At 39.8% G+C, this 21,736-nt stretch carries 17 protein-coding genes; 12 read left to right on the forward strand and 5 right to left on the reverse strand.

What is annotated here, in order from left to right; all coding sequences use genetic code 11:
* Positions 1 to 62 precede the first annotated feature (62 nt).
* The 9 genes from JM79_RS03085 to JM79_RS03125 all read left to right on the forward strand — a co-directional run bounded on the left by JM79_RS03085 (position 63) and on the right by JM79_RS03125 (position 12,457).
* Entirely contained in the window at positions 63 to 3,797 is a 3,735-nt protein-coding gene (locus JM79_RS03085; RefSeq protein WP_141876760.1) for an efflux RND transporter permease subunit, read from the forward strand.
* Positions 3,798 to 3,799: 2 nt separating this feature from the next.
* Complete coding sequence (locus tag JM79_RS03090) at positions 3,800 to 4,018, forward strand: hypothetical protein (RefSeq protein ID WP_141876761.1); 219 nt, start codon at positions 3,800 to 3,802, stop codon at positions 4,016 to 4,018.
* 1 nt (position 4,019) lies between these two features.
* The gene (locus JM79_RS03095) at positions 4,020 to 5,282 is read left to right on the forward strand and encodes a TolC family protein (RefSeq protein ID WP_260443363.1); all 1,263 of its coding nucleotides are present in this window, start codon (positions 4,020 to 4,022) and stop codon (positions 5,280 to 5,282) included.
* A 4-nt stretch (positions 5,283 to 5,286) separates the two neighbouring features.
* On the forward strand, positions 5,287 to 6,984 hold the full coding sequence (locus tag JM79_RS03100) for an efflux RND transporter periplasmic adaptor subunit (RefSeq protein WP_141876762.1): 1,698 nt from the start codon (positions 5,287 to 5,289) through the stop codon (positions 6,982 to 6,984).
* A 20-nt stretch (positions 6,985 to 7,004) separates the two neighbouring features.
* Positions 7,005 to 7,493: a DUF305 domain-containing protein gene (locus tag JM79_RS03105; protein WP_141876763.1), complete on the forward strand. Its 489-nt coding sequence runs from the start codon at positions 7,005 to 7,007 to the stop codon at positions 7,491 to 7,493.
* 64 nt (positions 7,494 to 7,557) lie between these two features.
* Entirely contained in the window at positions 7,558 to 8,103 is a 546-nt protein-coding gene (locus tag JM79_RS03110) for a DUF3347 domain-containing protein (protein ID WP_141876764.1), read from the forward strand.
* A gap of 59 nt (positions 8,104 to 8,162) precedes the next feature.
* Complete coding sequence (locus tag JM79_RS03115; protein WP_141876765.1) at positions 8,163 to 8,729, forward strand: response regulator transcription factor; 567 nt, start codon at positions 8,163 to 8,165, stop codon at positions 8,727 to 8,729.
* 562 nt (positions 8,730 to 9,291) lie between these two features.
* On the forward strand, positions 9,292 to 9,612 hold the full coding sequence (locus JM79_RS03120) for a four-helix bundle copper-binding protein (RefSeq protein WP_141876766.1): 321 nt from the start codon (positions 9,292 to 9,294) through the stop codon (positions 9,610 to 9,612).
* Between the two features lie 112 nt (positions 9,613 to 9,724).
* A complete protein-coding gene (locus JM79_RS03125) occupies positions 9,725 to 12,457 on the forward strand; it encodes a heavy metal translocating P-type ATPase (RefSeq protein ID WP_141876767.1) in 2,733 nt (910 codons plus the stop codon).
* 69 nt (positions 12,458 to 12,526) lie between these two features.
* Here JM79_RS03125 and JM79_RS03130 read toward each other — a convergent pair whose 3' ends face one another.
* Positions 12,527 to 12,952, reverse strand: a complete 426-nt coding sequence (locus tag JM79_RS03130) for a DUF4890 domain-containing protein (RefSeq protein ID WP_141876768.1) — start codon at positions 12,950 to 12,952, stop codon at positions 12,527 to 12,529.
* A gap of 109 nt (positions 12,953 to 13,061) precedes the next feature.
* The gene (locus JM79_RS03135; protein WP_141876769.1) at positions 13,062 to 15,554 is read right to left on the reverse strand and encodes a zinc-dependent metalloprotease; all 2,493 of its coding nucleotides are present in this window, start codon (positions 15,552 to 15,554) and stop codon (positions 13,062 to 13,064) included.
* A gap of 210 nt (positions 15,555 to 15,764) precedes the next feature.
* On the opposite strand from JM79_RS03135, the gene JM79_RS03140 reads away from it, so the two are divergent.
* Complete coding sequence (locus JM79_RS03140; protein ID WP_141876770.1) at positions 15,765 to 15,971, forward strand: hypothetical protein; 207 nt, start codon at positions 15,765 to 15,767, stop codon at positions 15,969 to 15,971.
* A 73-nt stretch (positions 15,972 to 16,044) separates the two neighbouring features.
* On the opposite strand, the gene lysS is transcribed toward JM79_RS03140, so the two are convergent.
* Positions 16,045 to 17,736: a lysine--tRNA ligase gene (gene lysS, locus JM79_RS03145; RefSeq protein ID WP_260443364.1), complete on the reverse strand. Its 1,692-nt coding sequence runs from the start codon at positions 17,734 to 17,736 to the stop codon at positions 16,045 to 16,047.
* A 120-nt stretch (positions 17,737 to 17,856) separates the two neighbouring features.
* Here lysS and JM79_RS03150 point away from each other — a divergent pair, with 120 nt between their 5' ends.
* On the forward strand, positions 17,857 to 18,015 hold the full coding sequence (locus JM79_RS03150; RefSeq protein ID WP_084509746.1) for a YqaE/Pmp3 family membrane protein: 159 nt from the start codon (positions 17,857 to 17,859) through the stop codon (positions 18,013 to 18,015).
* A 3-nt stretch (positions 18,016 to 18,018) separates the two neighbouring features.
* The gene (lipB, locus tag JM79_RS03155) at positions 18,019 to 18,717 is read left to right on the forward strand and encodes a lipoyl(octanoyl) transferase LipB (RefSeq protein ID WP_141876772.1); all 699 of its coding nucleotides are present in this window, start codon (positions 18,019 to 18,021) and stop codon (positions 18,715 to 18,717) included.
* 2 nt (positions 18,718 to 18,719) lie between these two features.
* Here the strand turns inward: lipB and JM79_RS03160 are convergent, their stop codons facing one another.
* Together JM79_RS03160 and JM79_RS03165 are read right to left on the reverse strand one after the other, a co-directional pair.
* Positions 18,720 to 21,095 (reverse strand): hypothetical protein, encoded by a 2,376-nt coding sequence (locus tag JM79_RS03160; RefSeq protein WP_141876773.1) that lies wholly within the window; start codon positions 21,093 to 21,095, stop codon positions 18,720 to 18,722.
* Positions 21,096 to 21,126: 31 nt separating this feature from the next.
* On the reverse strand, positions 21,127 to 21,723 hold the full coding sequence (locus JM79_RS03165) for a ribonuclease HII (RefSeq protein WP_141876774.1): 597 nt from the start codon (positions 21,721 to 21,723) through the stop codon (positions 21,127 to 21,129).
* Positions 21,724 to 21,736: the final 13 nt, after the last annotated feature.

Here is a 21,736-nt window from a genome sequence, read left to right on the forward strand (position 1 = left end):
ACTCAGTTCCTTGCAGTGGCTCTTTGCGTTATATGCGCTATTTCTAATTTAATTATTAAATAATGCTGAATAAAAGCATCAAATACCTGATCGAAAATAAACTCGTCGCCTTTATATTCCTGGTGATGTTTATTGGTTGGGGTGTCATTAACTCACCTTTTAACTGGGATACCGGTTTACTACCAAATGATCCCGTGGCGGTAGATGCAATCCCCGATATAGGTGAAAATCAACAGATCATTTTTACTGAATGGAAAGGACGTTCTCCCCAGGATATTGAGGACCAGATAACCTATCCACTTACTACCAGCTTACTCGGGATTCCAGGAGTGAAGACCATTCGTAGTTCTTCTATGTTCGGTTTTTCAAGCATCTATATCATTTTTGAAGAAGACGTAGAATTTTACTGGAGCCGAAGCAGGATTCTTGAAAAACTTAATTCACTTCCGGAAAATTTATTGCCGGCAGATGTGAACCCAAGCCTAGGTCCCGATGCTACAGGATTGGGTCAGATATTCTGGTACACTCTTGAAGGCCGTGATAAGAATGGAAATGTTACCGGAGGCTGGAACCTTCAGGAATTGAGAAGTATTCAGGATTATTATGTGAAATATGCGCTTTCAGGAGCCAGCGGAGTTTCAGAAGTAGCCAGTATTGGTGGATATGTCCAGGAGTACCAGGTTGACGTAAAACCTGAACTCATGCGACAGTATAATATTGGTCTTAATGAGGTTGTGAAAGCGGTCAAGGCAAGCAATCGCGAAATAGGAGCCCAAACTCTTGAAATTAACCGGGCAGAATACCTGGTTCGTGGCCTTGGTTACGTAAAATCTGTAGAAGACATTGAAAATGCTGTGGTGACTTCCGAAGATTATACCTCTATAAAGATTAGTGATATTGCCAATGTGTCAATGGGACCAGCCTCCCGTCGCGGAATTCTTGATAAAGAAGGTGCTGAAGTTGTTGGAGGAGTCGTGGTAGCGCGTTATGGCGCCAATCCTTTAGAGGTGATCAATAATGTCAAGGCTGAAATTACTGAAATTAGTTCAGGTCTTCCTTCTAAAACCTTGCAGGACGGCACCGAATCTCAACTTACGATCGTTCCCTTCTATGATAGAACAGAATTGATCCAGGAGACTCTTGGAACCCTGAATGAAGCTTTAACTATGGAGATCCTTATTACCATTCTGGTGATCATCATCATGGTTTTTAACCTAAGAGCTTCGATCCTCATTTCGGGATTGTTACCGGTTGCGGTCCTGATGGTCTTTATCTCTATGAAGCTTTTTGGCGTGGCGGCTAATATTGTGGCTTTATCCGGGATCGCTATTGCAATAGGTACGATGGTGGATATGGGAATCATTCTTTCTGAAAATATTATCAGGCATCTGGATATGAAGGATAACCGCCCCACAAATCAACTGGTTTACGAAGCTACTGCTGAAGTTTCAGGAGCCATTTTAACAGCTGTACTTACCACGATCATAAGTTTTCTACCGGTTTTCACGATGGTAGGAGCAGAAGGTAAATTATTCCGTCCTCTGGCATTTACAAAGACCATGGCTCTGGTTTCATCTCTTTTGGTAGCGCTATTCCTGATTCCGCCAGTTGCTGCCATACTTTTCAAGAAGAGGAAAATTCGGAAAGAACTGAATTTCGTAGTACCCGGATTATTGATCCTGGCGGGTATCGTAGCGATTGTTCTAGGATACTGGATAGGTCTGGCCTTACTAGCATTTGGATTAGTAGACTTTATTCTGAAATTAGATAAGATCGATGAAAAGCAAAGCAAGTTCTTGAAAATTGCGATTTCAGTACTAACGATCATCCTTTTGTTATCCATTTATTGGAGACCACTCGGACTTCAGAATAATGTTTTGCTGAACCTGCTTTTCGTTTCTGTTATTTGTTTCGGCTTACTGGCGGTATTCTATTACTTCAAAAAGTATTATGTATGCATTCTAACCTGGACGCTGGAAAACAAAGCTTTATTTCTAAGTATTCCAATCACAATTCTCGTCCTTGGATTCTTTATTATGAAGAATACCGGTAAGGAATTTATGCCTTCCCTAAATGAAGGTTCATTTCTATTAATGCCTACATCTCTACCACATTCCGGAGTTGAAGAAAATAAAAGGGTTTTACAGCAACTGGACATGGCGGTAGCAAGTCTTCCTGAAATTGAAACCGTGGTGGGAAAAGCCGGAAGAACCGAATCTGCCCTGGATCCTGCACCGCTCTCGATGTATGAAAATATTATTCAGTATAAATCTGAATATATGGAGAACGCAGCGGGAGAAAAACAGAAATTTCGCGTTAATGAAGATGGATTCTTTATGCTGAAAAACGGAAAACTGGCAGCTAATCCTAATTCAGAATTAGAAAGTCCAGAAAATTATACTGACTCTCTGGTTAGCGAACCTCTGAAGCTTGGACCTGAACAGTTAATTGCCGATGATGACGGAGAGTATTTCAGAAACTGGAGACCAGAGATTAAAAGGCCTGATGACATCTGGAATGAGATTGCGCGCGTAACAAAATTACCCGGAGTCACCTCAGCTCCAAAATTACAACCAATCGAAACTCGTTTGATCATGCTCCAAACGGGAATGCGCGCGCCAATGGGAATTAAAGTGCAGGGCCAGGATCTAAAACAAATTCAGGATTTCGGGATGAAACTTGAAGAATTATTGAAGCAGGTCGAAGGAGTGAAAGACGAAGCGGTATTTGCCGATAGAATAGTAGGGAAACCATACTTACTCATCGATATCAAAAGGGCAAGTCTGGCCAGGTACGGTATTTCAATAGATGATGTACAGCAGGTTTTGCAGGTTGCCGTAGGTGGAATGAATCTAAGCCAGACGGTAGAGGGGCGTGAGCGTTATGGGATTCGGGTACGATACCCGCGAGAATTGCGAGCTGGTCCAGAAGATATCAAGGATATTTATGTTCCAGTGGAAGGTGGATCGCCCGTCCCGCTGGGAGAATTGGTGGAAATTAGGTACGAGCAGGGACCGCAGGTTATTAAAAGTGAAAATACATTCCTTACTGGCTATGTTCTGTTCGATAAACTGGACGGTTTTGCTGAAACAAATGTCGTAGAGAACGCCACCGCCTTCCTTCAGCAGAAAATTGATTCTGGAGAACTCAATGTTCCAGCCGGGATCAAATATCGTTTTACCGGGAATTATGAGAATCAGGTGAGAGCCGAAAAAACGCTGTCTATGGTGGTTCCCTTATCCTTATTTATCATCTTTCTTATTCTCTATTTCCAATTTAAATCTGTTTCCACGTCACTGATGGTTTTCGTGGGAATTGCAGTTGCCTTTGGTGGTGGTTTCCTGATGATCTGGTTATACGGGCAGGAATGGTTTATGGATTTTAGTCTTTTTGGAGAAAATTTCCGACAGTTATTTCAGATCAAAACGATCAATTTAAGTGTTGCCGTTTGGGTTGGCTTTATTGCGCTCTTTGGCATTGCTACAGATGATGGCGTAGTGATGGCTACTTATCTTACTCAGACCTTCGAAGCCAATTCTCCAGATAATAAAAAGGAAATCCGGCAATCTGTTATTGAAGCCGGGGAGAAGCGAATTCGACCTTGTTTAATGACTACAGCCACTACAATTCTGGCTTTACTCCCTATTTTAACTTCGACTGGGCGTGGGAGTGATATCATGATCCCAATGGCAATTCCTGCTTTTGGTGGAATGTTGATTGCCTTAATCACTCTGTTTGTAGTACCGGTGCTCTTTAGCTGGAGGCAGGAAGCTAAAATTAAAAGACTTAAAAGTTGATCATGAGAGGAAGTATTTTGAGAGATAATAGCTATTCGGATCTATTAATTACTGATAAGAGATATGAGATTCTGGTGAATGAAAAGAAGGAATTTGTATTAAGTAAAAAGGTTTCAGATTTTATGCAAAATACAGATCAATCTAAGCTGAATAAAGTTTGCAAAGAATTGAATGCAATCCTGGTTAGCTCCATTAAAACTAGCAAGACTAAAATTATTTAAGATGAAAGCAGAAAGAGTTCATAATACTTTAATCATGTGTAAGGACATGATACTGGTAACGATTTTCATCGTAACACTTTTCACGTTCCACTCAGTGCAGTCCCAGCAACTAAAGGATTATCAAAATCAGGCTCTAGGGAAGAATCCTGCGATCCAGTCGATGAATTCATCTGTAGAGATTGCTTCAGAAAAAATCAATGAAGCGAATACGCTGTCTGATACTGAATTTGGAGTGGGTTATTTTGTGAGTGAACCAGAAACAAGGACGGGAGCTCAAAAATTGAGACTTTCTGTACGGCAAATGATGCCCTGGTTTGGAACTATTAACTCCAGGCGTAATTATGCAGGCTATATGGTAGGTATCGAGGAAGCGGAACTGGAGATCGCCAGGAGACAGCTGAAGCTAGATGTTGCCCAGGTCTATTTCGAACTATATGAAGTAAAGCGGAAGATGGAAGTACTAGAGCAGAATGTGGAATTACTGGAGGTTTACAGAACCATGGCTTTAAATTCTGTTGAAGTAGGCAAAGCTTCTGCCGTAGAAGTCCTTCGGCTTAAAATGAGACAAAATGATCTGGTGGAAAAGTCGAGGAACCTTCAGCTAAATTCCGAAGCACTGGAAAACAAGTTTAAGAACCTTTTAAATTCCGAAGATAAAATAGTCTTAGAATGGAAAGATTCGATCTCTATACCACCACGGCGAGAAGATAATAGAAGTTTGCAATTACATCCCGAGCTACAACGCTATGATAGGTTTGCAGAAAGCGTAAAAACTTCAGAAGAACTGAATCAACTGGAATCTGCCCCAAAATTTGGATTTGGACTCGATTATATAAGCGTTCAGGAGCGACAGGATATGATGGTTCCAGATAATGGGAAGGATATTATTATGCCAATGCTTTCTTTCTCTGTGCCTGTTTTCAATAAAAAATATAAGTCCGTTAGCAGGCAAAACGACCTCAAACTGGAACAGATAGATTTAGAGCGAGCCAATACACTGAATGATCTGAATACTAGATTACAAACTGCCTTGAACGAACGTGCAGCTGCGAGGATTAAGTATGAAACTCAGCTTGATAATCTTTCTCAGGCAAAGAATGCAGAGGAGTTATTGCTGAAGCAGTATGAAACCGGTACGATCGATTTTGATGACGTGCTGGACATTCAGGAAATACAGTTACAAATACAAATGAGTCTTATAGAAGCCGTGAGCAGCTGGTATAAAAAGGATGTAATCGTGAAATATCTCACTACTAACAATTAAGCTGATGAAAAAAATACTGATATATATAGGAATCCTGGTCTTCGGACTAATCCTTGGCTATTTGTTCTTCGGAAGTAATTCTGGAGAAGCTTCAGGCGATCATGACCATGAAACTTCTGATACGGAGTCTATGTGGACCTGCTCTATGCACCCACAGATTATGCAACCTGAACCCGGAGATTGTCCTATTTGCGGGATGGACCTTATTCCCGCTGAAAATTCTTCGGAAGGTCTGGCAGCAAATCAATTTAGTCTCACAGATAACGCGATGAAATTGGCGAATATTCAAACGACTATTGTAGGCAAGGAAAGCGGGTTGGAAGGCAAGATTTCTCTTTCTGGTAAGATCGAGATTAATGAAGATAAGAAAGCGGTAATGCCTGCCCATTTTAATGGCAGAATAGAAAAGCTCTACGTAAATACAGTAGGAGACAGGGTAAATCGTGGGCAAATTGTTGCCAGTGTCTATTCTCCTGAACTTGTGGTAGCCCAGCAGGAATTAATTACAGCTGCGAAATTAAAAAACTCCCAGCCTCAGCTATATAATGCGGTACGTAAGAAATTTAATAACTGGATGATAAGCGATGCGATGCTGGATGAGATCGTGGAAACCGGGAATGTAAGAACCAACTGGCCTGTACATTCGAATGTTACCGGAACCATTACCGAGATCATGGTCGAGGAAGGCTCGCATATTGAGGATGCGATGCCGATATTAAAGGTTTCTAACCTTGGCACTGTCTGGGCGGTTTTTGATGCCTACGAATCCCAGATTAGTAACCTGGAAGAAGGACAAACTTTGGATATTACAGTGAATGCCTTGCAAAATGAAAAACTAAGCGGTAAAATATCTTTTATCGATCCTATTCTGGACACAGATTCCAGAACGGTTGAAGTCCGGGTGATTTTGAACAATGAATCAAATAAACTCAAACCAGGCATGTTTGTGGAAGCTGAAGTTGAAATGGAGCAGGCTGCAAACACCGAAACTCTTGAAGTGCCTAAAACAGCTGTAATGTGGACTGGAAAACGCTCACTGGTATATGTAAAAACTTCTTCTACCGAGCCGGTTTTCGAAATGCGGGAAGTTGTTCTAGGGAATTCTTCTGGAGCAACTTACCAGGTGCTAAGCGGACTCGAAAGTGGAACTGAGATCGTGACCAATGGAACATTTACCGTAGATGCTGCAGCTCAGCTTCAGGGAAAGAATAGTATGATGAACGGTGGATCCAAAGCGAATTCTGTTACTGGAATGAAAATAAAACTTTCAGCTAAGTTTGAATCTCAATTTGAGAAAAGCCTTGATACCTATTTTGAAATGAAAAATGCGCTGGTAGCTTCAGATGAAAAGAAAGCTGCCTCGCTAGCTTCAGAATTGAGAGAAGAACTTGAGAATATAGAATCAGGAACTTCAGATAAAATGCTCGCTGCGCATTTAGAAAAAATACTTGAACTGCTATCGGCAATTTCAAAAAGTACAGACCTGGAAATTCAGCGGGATCATTTCAGAATTCTTTCGGCACAGATCATTGGGATCACGAGGAATATGAAAAATATCGAAAATGAACTATATATTCAACACTGTCCTATGGTTCACTCTAACCAGGGTGCTGACTGGCTAAGCCGGGAAAATGTTGTGAGAAACCCTTATTACGGGGATGCAATGTTAAGCTGTGGAGAGGTAACCGAAATATTAAAATAAACCATCAAAAACCAACAATTATGAATGACAAATCAACATCTAATCACGAAATGAAAGGAGGCAATTACGGTAGATTCTTTGGAATGCTTGGACTATCCTTTATAGCCATGTATATCACCATGTACCTGAATACCTATGAAATTGACCACGTATATTTCAGTCTAACTAGATTTTATATGACCTGCCTGGGAATTTCAGCAATGGCAGTGATCATGCTGTCTATGATGCTAAAAATGTATAAAAACCGGAAAAAGAATATTGCAATTTATGCGGGAAGTCTTGTTTTATTTTTAGGTGCGCTTGGTTTTGTTCGAGCCCAAAGTCCGGTAGTTGGGGATGTGTTGTATATGAAAGCGATGATCCCGCATCATTCGATCGCGATCTTAACTAGTAAAAGGGCCGATATTGATGACCCGGAAGTGAGAAAACTGGCTGATGACATCATCAAGGCACAGGTGAAAGAGATTGCCGAAATGAAAAAAATGATCGAAAGACTGGAAAACAAGTAAAACGAAACGCAATTGTATTTTGTGGATTCGATTCTATAAATTTAAATTTTAAAAAAAATCGGAAATGAAAAAGAGATTAAGAAGTTTACTAATGTTGAGCCTGGTAGCCGGAAGTTTGGCATTTCAATCCTGTGGAGAAACTAAGAAGGAACAGGAAGAAACCACTGTAGAAGAACAGCAGGAAATCAATAACACTCCAGAAGAAATAACTGAAGCGGAGTTTAATAATGCTACTATAGATGAAGCTTTTAAGAAGTATATTTTAGTCAAAGATGCCCTCGTACAAACAGATGCTGAAGCTACCGCGGAAGCTGCAAAAGAGCTGGAAGCTACTTTAGCCGAAGAAAATTCTGAGATTGCGAAGATCGCAGCAAGACTTTCTGAAGAGCAGGACGTCAATGTACAAAGAGAGATCTTTTCAGAATTAACAGCAGCGATAGATCCGGTATTGAAAGGTGCTATTTCTTCAGGGAAGATCTATAAGCAATACTGCCCGATGGCTTTTGAAGGAAAAGGAGACTACTGGTATGCAACTTCAGAAGAGATCAGGAATCCATATTACGGTGATAAGATGCTAAAATGTGGAAGAGTAGATGAAACTATTCAGTAGAACTGAGAGAATCCCGGTAATTCCAGTTACCGGGATCTTTTCAACTTAAAGAAAAACCCTTGCAAGATCTTAGAATCCATATTAAAAATGTAGTATGCCAGCGATGCATTATGACCGTGAGCGAGATACTTGAGAGACTCGATATTCCTTTCGATGAGGTTCTGCTTGGAGAAGTTATTCTGAAAATGCCCGTGGAAATTGATAAACTTAAAATGCTGGAAGAAGAGTTTGAAAAAGTTGGTTTTGAAATTATCACGGATCGGGATCAAAGACTGGTGAACAGTATCAAATCTCTGATCATTGAAGAGGTTTATTCGGATAAATTATCCAATACGAAGCTATCGACTTTACTGGCTTCTAAACTCAATTTTGATTATAGTCATATTACCCATCAATTCTCAGAAAGTGAGGGACAGAGTATCCAGAAATACTACAACGCCGTGCGTATAGAACGAGCCAAGGAACTACTCGATTATGATGAGCTTGGAATTGCAGAGATTGCAGATCTCCTAGGTTATTCCACTCCGGCTTATCTATCTACTTCATTCAAAAACGCAACTGGTCTTACTCCTTCTGAATATCGCCAACTGGAAGGGAAGAACAGGAAGAACCTGGATTCGGTTTAGCATTGTATTCGAAATTTTAATATTTCTATAGTGTACTGGTTATTAAGATTTGTTTCATTTCCCATCCAACCAATAAATTATTATAGAAACCTTCGTCATCATAAGCGTTCTGCTTTGTGACTTTATCGCCATAGATATTTTACAAACTACACTTTCTATGCAGGGTAGAGGCTGGATCAACAGCAAGGCTTAGCATTTATTTTAGAAAGTATTTTGTTTAATATCAGTGAGGTACGGTAGATCATTGTTCCTAAGTCACACGGAAAATTTATTGCTTACATGCATAGTTTTTTCATGGGTTATTAGACTTTAGGCGAGTTTGACTTTGAGATTTTACTGAATTCCAGGGGCCACTGTGGAAAGCACAACTAAAATCCCTGCAGATTTTTAAAAGTTTCTCTTGCTCATCGGTTAGAGTTGGGAAAATGTAGATCCTAAAAGTTCTTAATCTATGGCTACGGAAGTTAAAAAGCTGTAAAACTGAAAGAACTTAGCAAAATTTTAAAAGTCATCATGGTACTTCCTTGTTAAATTGAGTTTCAACCTTAAAAATCAATTGATTATGAGAAATGAGAAACTTATTAGCGCACTTGGAAATTGTATCAACCACTGTAACTATTGTGCAGATGCCTGCCTGGATGAGGACAATGTAAAAATGATGAAGGATTGTATCAGGACAGATCGAGTTTGTGCAGAGGTGTGTTCTACATTAAACCAGGTACTTGCGACCAATTACCAGGATGTACAGGGATTAGTAGATTATTGTAAGAAAGTTTGCCAGGCTTGTGCAGATGAGTGCGGAAAACACGAACACAAGCATTGTCAGGATTGTGCGAAAGCATGCCGCGAATGCGTAGAAGCCTGTGAAGCTTACGCAGCATAAATTTTAAAGCTCTGTTTAACGCAGAGCTTTTTTTAATTTCTGAAAGTTATTCGCATAGGATTAAAATTTACTTGTGACAACTAGCCTTATTTTTGCAAATTAATGATGCCTTATGAAAAGAACTTATAGAATTACGGGGATGAGCTGTAATGGTTGTCGCCAACATGTGGAAGAAACCCTGGCAGGGATCGAAGCTGTGGATCATGTGGAAGTGAATTTACAGAATGAAACTGCGATGATAACGGCAGAACAGGATTTGAAGATTTCGGTGCTGAGAAATAAACTGGAGTCCGAAGGCGGAAATTATGGTATCGAGGAATTCCAAACGAATGATGATGGAAAGATCGTTGAAAAGTATGATGTTCATGGAATGACCTGTAATGGTTGTAAGATGCACATTCAAAAAGCACTTGGGAACCTTGATAAAATCAATTCTGCGGAAGTGGATCTTCATAATGAAGAAGCAATTCTTGAAATGAAGGAACCAGTTTCCCTGAAGGAATTACAAAAAGTAATGGAAGAAGCAGGTGGGAATTATACGATCCATATGCCTGGTACGGAAAAATCAGTTGAAAATTTAGAAGTTAAAAAATCTGCTGAAAACGGTAAGGGTGTCTGGTATTGTCCTATGCATTGTGAAGGTGATAAAACCTACGAAAAACCTGGCGATTGTCCGGTTTGTGGGATGGACCTGGTTGAGGAGGTCAATACCAATCAAAAGTCGGTTGAATTTACTTGCCCTATGCATCCCGAAGTAAGCAAGGATGAACCCGGAGATTGTCCAATTTGCGGGATGGATCTTGTGCCAAAGCAACCGGAACCTTCAGCCGAAGAAAAAGGTTATAGAAAACTACTACGCAAATTCTGGATCGCCATAGGATTTACGCTTCCGATATTCATTATTGCCATGTCAGACATGGTTCCGAATAACAACTTACAAACCTGGTTTGATGCGCAAACCTGGAACTGGATACAGTTTGGATTGTCACTTCCGGTAGTATTTTACGCGTGCTGGATGTTTTTTCAGCGTGCATGGAGGTCTATCATCACGTGGAACCTCAATATGTTTACACTCATTGGAATTGGAGCAGGAGTAGCCTGGATCTTTAGCGTTTTTGGAATGTTGATGCCAGATTTCTTTCCGGCGCAATTCAGAACAGAATCGGGTACGGTACATGTCTATTTTGAAGCCGCCACCGTCATCCTTACTTTGGTATTAATGGGACAGGTGCTGGAAGCCAGGGCACATAGCAAAACCAATTCGGCTATTAAGGAATTATTGAAGCTGCAACCAAATACTGCGCTTAGAATCAAGGACGGTAAAGAAGAGAAAATTTCCACCAGCAAGATTGTGAAAGGTGATCTTTTAAAGATCAAGCCAGGAGACAAGATTCCTGTAGATGGTAAGATTTCAGAAGGAGAAAGCAGTATAGATGAGTCGATGATCTCCGGTGAACCTGTGCCGGTAGATAAAGTGAAGGGAGATGAAGTTCGTTCTGGAACGATCAATGGAAATCAATCTTTCATCATGCAAGCTGAAAAAGTAGGGGATGATACTTTGCTTGCCCAGATCATCAAAATGGTGAATGAAGCCAGTAGATCCCAGGCGCCAATTCAGAAATTAGCAGATAAGATTTCAGGATATTTTGTGCCAGTAGTGGTCATTATTTCGGTAATCACATTTATAGTCTGGTCAATATTTGGACCAGAACCTCAACTGGTTTATGCGCTCGTTAATGCAATCGCTGTATTGATCATAGCCTGTCCATGCGCACTTGGTCTGGCAACTCCAATGTCTGTAATGGTTGGAATTGGTCGTGGTGCCGGTAATGGAATATTAATAAAAAATGCAAAATCTCTGGAACGGCTAAACAAAGTCGATACGCTCATAATCGATAAGACCGGGACACTAACAGAAGGTAAGCCAAGCGTAGATAAAGTAGTTTCTGTTTCTTCGGAATATACTTCAGGAAAGTTAACAGCAATTATTGCCAGTCTGAACACGAACAGTGAACATCCTTTAGCACAAGCAACTGTAGATTATGCGGAAAAGCACGAAATAGAACTTTTAGAAACTTCAGATTTTAAGTCGGATACAGGTAAGGGAGTTACGGGAATATTAGAGCAAAGCAAAGTTTTAATAGGCAACAAAGCTTTGATGGATTCCAACAATATTGAAATTTCCACAGATCATGCTGCCAGTGTTTCCGAAGAACAACAAAGAGGGAATACAGTAAGTTATGTAGCTATAGATAGCGCGGCGAAAGGCTATGTAGTACTGACCGATAAGATCAAGGAAGGAACAAAGAAAGTGATCTCAGATCTGCAAGAACATGGCATCGATGTGATCATGATTTCAGGCGATCATGAGAATACCGCGGCTGCAGTAGCCAACGAGATTGGTATTAAAAATTATAAAGCTGGAATGTTACCTCAAAATAAACTGGAAGAGGTTGAAAAGCTGCAGAAAAGTGGGAAAATCGTTGCAGTGGCAGGTGATGGGATCAATGATGCACCGGCACTTGCGAAAGCAGATGTGGGAATTGCCATGGGAACCGGAACAGATGTAGCTATAGAAAGCGCTGCTCTTACGCTGGTTAATGGTGATCTAAGAAGTATAAGAAAGGCGATTTTACTTAGCCAGAAAGTGATGAGGAACATCAAGGAAAATCTCTTTTTCGCACTTATTTACAATACAGTAGGTGTCCCTATCGCGGCTGGTGTACTTTATCCATTCTTCGGAATTTTACTTTCACCAATGATTGCTGCTCTTGCGATGAGCTTTAGTAGTTTTTCAGTAATTGCGAATGCGCTGAGGTTGAAAACTGCAGATCTTAAGGACTAAAAACAAAAACGGGATCTATTCAGATCCCGTTTTTTCAACTAACTAACACTTAACTTAACACCTAAATTTTTAGTTTCGAATTGTACCGTTGCCAGATCTTCTACCTTTACGTCTTTTTTCCTGTAATTGTTCCCATTTCTGGAATTGATCTGCAGTAAGAATCTTCTGAAGATCTGCTTTCATCTCTTCAGAGTCAGCTTTGCGCTTCTCACGCATTTCTTCACGCTTCTCTTTCATCGCGTCACGCTTTTCCATCATTTCAGCACGTTTCTCAGCATTTTCTTCACGACCTTCTTCCCTCGCGTCCATTTTGGTCATATAAAGCGCTTTAAGCTTCATTTCCTGATCTTCATTAAGATCTAGCTGCATAGCCAGTCTTTTCGCACTCAGCGTCGCCATTTCTTCACTACTTAGATCCTTACGGCCTTCTCCTCTTTCCTGCGCGAAAGTACTTAAGCCAAGCGCAAGAAATAATACGGTGATCATCTTTTTCATCTTCAAAATTTTAAGTTATACAAATAAGACTCTCTTATTTATAAAAGGTTTAAATAAAAAAAGGCAGGATCCAAAAATCCTGCCTTTCCTATATCATTTGAATAAAAATTTATTTCATCGGATTAAGGATGAGGTCAATTCTTTTCAATAGATCCTGCTTGTGATAGCGCGTTAGTGTATCTCCAGAATTTGCTGTATTTCTAAGCTGTCTCTGTAGCGTAGTAAGTTCACCACGAACAACTGGTCGAATGTCACTTTGAGCAACATTTACATTACTTCTGGTAACCCAGCTTCTGTAACGTGCAGGAATCTCATCCTGCTCTTCAGTCATTAATTCACCCATCTTTTCAACGTAAGCACGTTGCAGGTTTCTACGGTAACGATCTATAGATCTTCCATTGTAAACCTCACTCCATAGTCCTTTTCTAAGATCGGTCATCATATCCAGTAAAGAATAAGCATCTTTTCCATTGATCTCCTCGTTTTCCATTAATCTCGCCATTCTTCCGAAGTCAAGAAGGTTATTCAGAGTTCTTTGCTGCATTCCACGAATTCTTTCAATGTTACCGTCAAATTCGATCTTATTGAAAATATCCTGGTTGATCATCCATTCCGGAGTCGTGAATAATTGCTCCTGAAGGAATTCCATAGCTCTTTCCTGCTTTTCAGCATCTACATGAGTATAAACTGCACCTTCCTGATCGTAAGTCTTGTAATATTCATACACACCACCAATATTTGCGGTCACGTGACCCATATAACGATTGTACTGTGAAAGTACCTGCCCATAAAGATCATCAAGATCATCGTAATCCTTACCATCTTCAGCAGTCCACTCGATCAATTTAGGAACGATCCTCTTCAGGTTTTTGATTCCGTATTCGCTGGCAAGCATTGCGTCATCACCAAGATCTTCAGTTTGAGAACTTGGATCTATCACGCCACTTTGCTGTCTTCCGAAGCGATATTTAGCATCTCCTGCATGTTTCAGGATCCACTGGTCAAGAATTTCTTTTTCTTCTTTTCCTTCTTTGTCAAGAATAGGTCTGTAACCCCATTCGATCGCATACTTATCATATGGCCCGATCTCTGGCATCAAAGCTACATCACCATCTTCTGGCTGCGCTATATAGTTGAAACGGGCATAATCCATAATAGATGGAGCTGTTCCAAATTCTTTCGTGAATTCTGGATCTCTAAGGTCTTCCACAGCGTAAGCAACACTACTTCCCATGTTATGAGGTAAACCTAAAGTATGTCCCACTTCGTGAGAGGAAACAAAACGAATAAGTCTTCCCATCACTTCATCCTTAAAGGCAACTCCCTGCGCATCTTCATTGATGGCAGCGGTTTGTACGAAGAACCAGTTTCTAAGAAGAGTCATTACGTTGTGATACCAGTTGATATCGGACTCAAGAATTTCTCCTGAACGTGGATCACTTACGTGAGGTCCGTTTGCGTTTGGAATTGGAGAAGCAAGGTATCTTACTGTAGAATATCTTACATCTTCAGGACTCCAGTCCGGATCTTCTTCTACTGTTGGAGCATCCTTGGCAATAATAGCCTTTTTAAAACCTGCTGCTTCAAAAGCAACCTGCCAGTCTTCGATTCCCTGCTTAATAAATGGAACCCATTGCTCTGGAGTTGCGCGGTCGATATAGTATACGATCTGTTCTTTTGGTTCAACCAGTTCCCCATTTTTAAACTTCTCGATATCCTCGTCCTTCACTTCAAGTCTCCAGCGATCAAGATATTCTACCGTCTCACTTTTTTGAGCTGCAAGACCATAATCTGTTTGCTCTGTAGTGAACCATCCAACACGCTCATCAAAATATCTTCTTTCCATAGGAACTTCTGGAAGTAAGATCATCGAGTTACTGAATTCTAAAGAAATAGAACCGAGACTCTCATTAGATGGTGGATCACCAGCATTATAAGTCTTTACGTGTCTAATTTCTATGTTTTCTGGATAAGATCTAATTGTATCGATATAAGATCTATTATCATCTAATCTGGAAACTTTGTACTGTTTCCTGGTTCTGTCTGGCAATCCAAGCGCCTGGACATCCTTTGTATAAAGATCTGTAACATCGATGACAGTGGACTTAGAGATACTGTCTTTTCCTACAGTCTTGATATCAAAAGATTCAACGATAGGCTCAAAGTTAGAGTTTACTACCGCCTCGTGTACTGGAAGAGAATCTGCAGCATAGATATCATAAGATACTACTCTTAGTAGTACCTTATTACCTTTTTTCTGCCATCTGTGAACCTGAGTATTTTGTTTTCCACCACCAAAACCAATTCCATTTGCAGTCTTAGCGATTCTTGTAACGGTAAGCATTTCGCGGTTAAAAAGGCTGTCTGGAATTTCGTAGAAGTACTTTTCATCAACCTTATGAACGGTGAACAGACCTTCGTCTGATTTCGCATCCTTGGTGATCACCTTTGCGTAAGGCTTCATTCCATCTTTATCCTTCTTGGATTCTTCAGATGAAGCAGTTTTAGCATCCTTATTATCCTGTTTCTGAAAAACAGCACAACTGGAAACCGATAACGAAAGGGCGATAAGCATAAGCTTAAAGCTCTGATTCTTAATCATAAATAGTTTGTTTTTAGTTAATAAGTTGAGCAGAAAGTAAAGATCTCATATTCGTGAATAGGGTAAACCTTTAGCCTTCCGCAGTTTTAGGACTAGCAAATTCCTGAAAGGTTTAAAATTAAGTTAAAAGAATTTATAGTACTGAAGGAATCAAATTTAATAGCTGTTTTGCTATATTTAATTGATTTTAGAACTAAAGCAACTCAAATTATGGAAGAAATAGTAAAAATGGTCTCAGAAAAAGCCGGAATCTCTGAATCTCAGGCAAAAATAGCTGTACAGGTGGTTTCTGGAATTTTAAAGGACAGAATGCCTGAAACTATGTCGAAACATCTTGATTCTTACCTAAAAGGTGATGGAGAAGCTGGGAATATTAGCGATATGGCTGGGAAGCTTGGAGGAATGTTCGGAAAATAGGAACTTCTGGAGTATCCAATAACAAAAAAAAGAGGCTGAAAAGCCTCTTTTTTTTAAAAATAATTTTCAGAATCTAAGCAATCTTGATGCTAAGAACTTCACCTTCTTTATACACTTCGATCATTTTGTGCTTCCGAAGAGATTTTAAGGCTTTATCCCATTTCTTATTGCTCAATCCACTTCTCTCTTTCACTAAATTCATATCATGAACCTGGTCATCTTTCAATAAGGTATAAACCGACTTTTCTTCTTCTGAAAGTTCGACCTGTTTCTTTTCAGGTTTCATTTGAGGGAAAAACAATACTTCCTGTATCGACTGGTTGTTGGTTAAGAACATGATCAACCGGTCCATCCCGATTCCAAGTCCCGATGTTGGAGGCATTCCGTATTCCAGTGCGCGAAGAAAATCATTATCGATAAACATCGCCTCATCATCTCCTTTTTCTGATAGTTTCAATTGCTCTTCAAAGCGTTCTCTCTGGTCGATAGGATCGTTTAACTCGGAGTATGCATTTGCGATCTCCTTACCACAAACCATCAATTCAAAACGTTCTGTAAGCTCAGGGTTATCGCGATGAGTCTTACAAAGTGGACTCATCTCCTTAGGATAATCTGTGATGAAAGTTGGCTGTATAAAGTTTCCTTCACACTTTTCTCCAAAGATCTCATCGATCAGTTTTCCTTTACCCATCGTTTCGTCTACATCGATGCCCATTTTAGTGGCTGCCTCATATAGCTCTTTTTCAGATTTCTCGGTAATATCAAAATCAGTAAACTGTTTGATAGCATCCGTCATCGTAACCCGTTTGTACGGAGCTTTGAAATCTACGTTATGCTTTCCGAAGGTAGCTTCAGTTTTACCATTCACCGCCATGGCGCAATGCTCGAGCAGGTTTTCGGTAAATTCCATCATCCAATTATAATCCTTATAAGCCACGTAAATTTCCATTGCCGTGAATTCAGGATTGTGAGTTCTATCCATCCCTTCATTTCTGAAGTTTTTAGAAAACTCATATACACCATCAAATCCACCAACAATCAATCTTTTAAGATATAGCTCGTTCGCAATTCTTAAGTATAGTGGTATATCCAAGGCGTTATGATGCGATACAAAAGGTTTTGCAGCTGCTCCACCTGGAATTGGCTGAAGTATTGGCGTTTCAACTTCAAAATATCCTTTGTCATTAAAGAAATTTCGCATTGCATTGAAAAGTTTCGTACGCTTTACAAAAACCTCTTTCACCTTAGGATTTACCGCAAGATCTGCATAACGTTGTCTATAGCGGTGTTCAGGATCTGTAAAACCATCGTAGGTATTCCCGTCCTTATCTGTTTTTGGAAGTGGAAGTGGTCGCAATGACTTACTCAACAGGTGAAAATCTTTCACCATAACGGTCATTTCTCCTACCTGAGTTTTGAATAACTCTCCCTCAATTCCTATAAAATCGCCAATATCAAGCCATTTTTTATAGAAATCATTGTATTTCGCTTTATCATCACCAGTACAAATTTCGTCACGGTTAAAATACACCTGTATCTTACCATTGGAATCCTGAAGTTCAGCAAAAGATGCTTTCCCCTGGATCCTTCTTGACATAAGTCTTCCGGCGATCACCACCTTTTTACCTTCAGCAAATTCTTCCTTGATCTTTGTGGTAGTATGATCTACCGGGAAAAGATCGGCTGGATATGGATTAATTCCGGCTTTGCGTATCGCCGATAATTTCTCACGTCTAATTTGTTCCTGTTCTGATAACTGCTGCATATAATTTTTTTTATGCATTCAACAAAAATGCGGATGCAAATATAGTGACTATCAGCCTGCCATACAATGCAATTAAAAGCCGAAATAATAATTCTATCTTTGCCTCTATAATTAGTGAAAATGAGTATTTGGAGAGTAATTCTATCAGTATTATTTCCCCCGCTGGCAGTTTATGATCGCGGTTGTGGTTCAATTTTAATCGTACTAATACTTACGCTGCTGGGATGGGTTCCCGGAGTAATTGCAGCGCTCATTATATTAAATAATCCCAAGTCTTAAAATATGAATAAGGAAGTTGAAGTTAGAAACCTGGGCAGCAAGGATTATAAGGAAACCTGGGATTACCAGGAGCAACTGTTTAAGGATACTCTGGATCAAAAGATCAGGAACAGAAGGCAGAATGAAAATATCGCTACCCGAAATTATTTGCTGTTGGTGGAGCATCCTCATGTTTATACATTAGGAAAAAGCGGAGATCATACCAATCTACTTTTGACTGAAGAGCAATTGGAGAAAAAGAATGCCAGTTTTTACAAGATCAATAGAGGAGGGGATATAACCTATCATGGGCCGGGACAGATAGTTGGCTACCCCATTCTTGACCTCGATAATTTCTTCACTGATATTCATAAATACCTGAGATTACTTGAAGAGATGGTAATCCTCACACTGGCTGAATATGGAATAAAATCTGAAAGAAGCCCTGGAGAAACCGGCGTCTGGCTGGATGTGGGAACTCCATTTGCGAGAAAGATATGTGCTATGGGTGTTAGGGCTAGCAGATGGGTAACCATGCATGGTTTTGCCCTGAACGTGAACGCAGATCTTGGCTATTTTGATCATATTATTCCGTGCGGAATTAAAGATAAAGCCGTTACATCCTTAAATGTAGAGTTAGGTCAGAAAGAAGTTGCTATGGCTGAAGTTCAGCAAAAACTGATGAAACATTTCAGTCAGTTATTCGAAGCTGAGTTGGTTTAAGATTATAGCTTATACAGCAGAATCTCATTATCTCCACCTTTAACGATCATTTCCAGGCGTTTATCCAGATCTGCGTTTGCAAGATCAACTTCAGAAGTTCCATATACTGGAAAGCCTGGAAGTAATTCAGCATTATCATTAAATACATAGACCTTCTTGGCCTGGGTGTCGGTAATACTTACATAAGTTTTGCGTCCGATTTGAAATAGCTGCGGATTGGTATACAATCCAAAATCAAGACTTACGCTGGCATTATTGATCATCAGTTCGTTTTCATTCAGGTAGACCAGATGGTTTTCAGTTGCCACCAAACGATTGTTTTCTGCAAGGTCAAGGTTTTTCAAATCAACTTTTCCATTTTGATCCACCTTTATCAGGTTACCTTCAGGTTGAGTAGTGATAAAATCAGATTTATAGCCATACCATTCATTTTCAGAGGTGTTAAAATTATTCGAGGTAGGAACACGAATGCTACCCTGCCGACTCAGGATTTGTAGTCTACCCGATTCTTCCTGAATCAGGATATAATCTTTGTTTCCAAGGCGAATATGCTTCGGAGCTTTGGTTATGGTGCTTTTTGTTCCGTCGAAATCAAAACCTTTAATACTATTACCTTTTGGTCCAAGGATGTAGACTTTATTATTCTGGGTGAGCACAAACCTGTATTTCCTGTTGTTATCGTAATCAAATACTGCCAGTGGCTGCGTTAGCGGATCATTAAACTTTTTAGGAAACGGTTGTACATCGCGGCCTTTTCGATCCAACACTTCAAGTTGAAAGCCGGTGGAAAAAGCAAGTTGTTTATTGCCATTTTTAAAAAGATCAATTTCGTGCACTTTTCCTGAAATTTGACTATCCAGTTGTTTGGACCAGAACATGCTGCCTTTGTTGGAATACAGGCTGAGTTGATTTCCCGTATCCTCCACAAGAATATCCATCTGGTCTGTTTCATGATTCCGGAAGAATTGAAGAATTCCTACTATAGGTTGGCTGGTGGTAATTGTAGCGATCTGTTCAGCGCCTTTGGAAAGTCTGTCGGCCTCCGTTGGTTCTGCGATAATACCGTGTAGATGATCATATTTTTCTTCTGAAATCACCTGAAATGCAGCCAGGCTACCTTTTTTGAAGTCGGATTCATTAGCGATCCCCAATTCCTTCGCTGCGGAAATATTTGTTATCGCAAGCATGCTTGATTCAGATGACAGCGAATTCATCATTCTAACGTATTGAGGATTTTCTGATAGCGTCTTGCTATTTTGAAAATTGACGATTGACTCTTTGAGAACGGAGATTTCTTCAGAGGCAATTATAAAATGATCAATGAATATAAAGTGTCCTGAACTTAGATTAACTTCAGAATTTAGCAACAATTCTGGCACAGCAAAACTTCCCTTAAAAATATCTATTTCCCGGAATCGTTCACTAAGCTCATAATCGTGGAACAGTAGGTTTTTAACTAGTTCGGTATCAATTGCATTCCAAATACGGACATTTCCGGTTTTAAGCTTGATGCTTGAAATATCACTTACTTTATCCAGAAAGTCCAGATTAGCGGTTGTATCCTTGCTTTGAAGTTTAAGCCCTGAACTCATAGAAACTATAGAAATAAAGTCTTCCGGGCAAAATCTGGCCACTTCATGTTTAAAGTCGGTTACAGGGGCAAAGTTTTTAGAGGCTTCGGAATTAGTATGTATTGAAATTCCGTTGTATACAAGTTCAGATTCATTCGCATGCAGATCCAGTACATTCCAGTTTCCTTTTTTCTTCGGAAGATCTATCTCGGAGAACATTTCAGAAAAGAACATTACATTCGTATTATCTGAATAGATCAAAGAGGTCTTTTTTGGATCTGAAGCATCCAATGCTTTCTGGAATTCCTGCGAATTAGATTTCTTACTGCGCTTAGCCTGAACGATCGCATGTTTACTTTTACTGAAGATGCTGAAATTGGCAATTTCACGGTGATAAAATTCAGAATTTTCCAGTTTCACCTTCTTATATTGAATATCTTCTTCATTGAAAGTTTCCACCTGTTTGTTTTGAATACTATCCAGCATCAGGGAAGTGGAATCTTTCTGAATAATCAAAACTATATGTTTAGATCCTATACTGTCAACATGTATATAAAGAATGGTTTCTCTTTCAGAATTAATATACCTTAAAAGCTCTCTGGGTTGATTCATCAAATCCTTCAGGTCTCCACTTTTCAAAGTAGTTTCATGTTCCATCAGATCTTTTTCAAGTTGTTCGCTGGAAGGAGAAACGAAGATCACTTCCGCAGAATCAGGTATAAGATCTGTGTTAATCAGATTACTATCAGAATCTTCTGCACAGGAAATAAGGAGCAGGCAGAAAATAAGACTTAGAAACTTGTTCATATATAATAGGTAGGCTTACAAAAATATAAACTTAGAATTCAATCTTCAATTGATCGGGGAGGAGTTTAAAACTTTTCCGGTGATATTTGGTAATACCATACTTTTCGATAGCTGCACGATGTTCCCTGGTAGGGTACCCCTTATTCTTTTTCCAATTGTACATAGGGAATTCTTCATGGATCTTTTCCATATACTCATCGCGGTGGGTTTTTGCCAGAACAGAAGCCGCTGCAATGCTAAGAAACTTACCATCACCTTTTATAATGCACTCGTGTGGTATGGAGTCCAGGGGTTTAAATCTGTTTCCATCAACAATAATACAATCTGGTTTGGTCTTCAATTTTATGATAGACCTCTGCATCGCCGTAATTGATGCGTTCAAAATATTTACTTCATCGATTTCTTCCATAAAAACATGGGTCACTGCAAAATCGAAGGAATTTTCATGAATTAGATTTCTTAAAAGGTTCCTATTTTTTAGACTCAGGACCTTGGAATCATTCAAAAGCTTGTTTTTAAAGTTCTTAGGTAAAATGATGGCAGCAGCAGTGACAGGCCCTGCGAGGCAGCCCCGTCCGGCTTCATCGGTTCCCGCCACAAGTTTTGATTTATCATAAGATTTTAGCATATGCATTTAAGAA

Source organism: Gramella sp. Hel_I_59 (genome assembly GCF_006714895.1).
GTDB lineage: Bacteria > Bacteroidota > Bacteroidia > Flavobacteriales > Flavobacteriaceae > Christiangramia.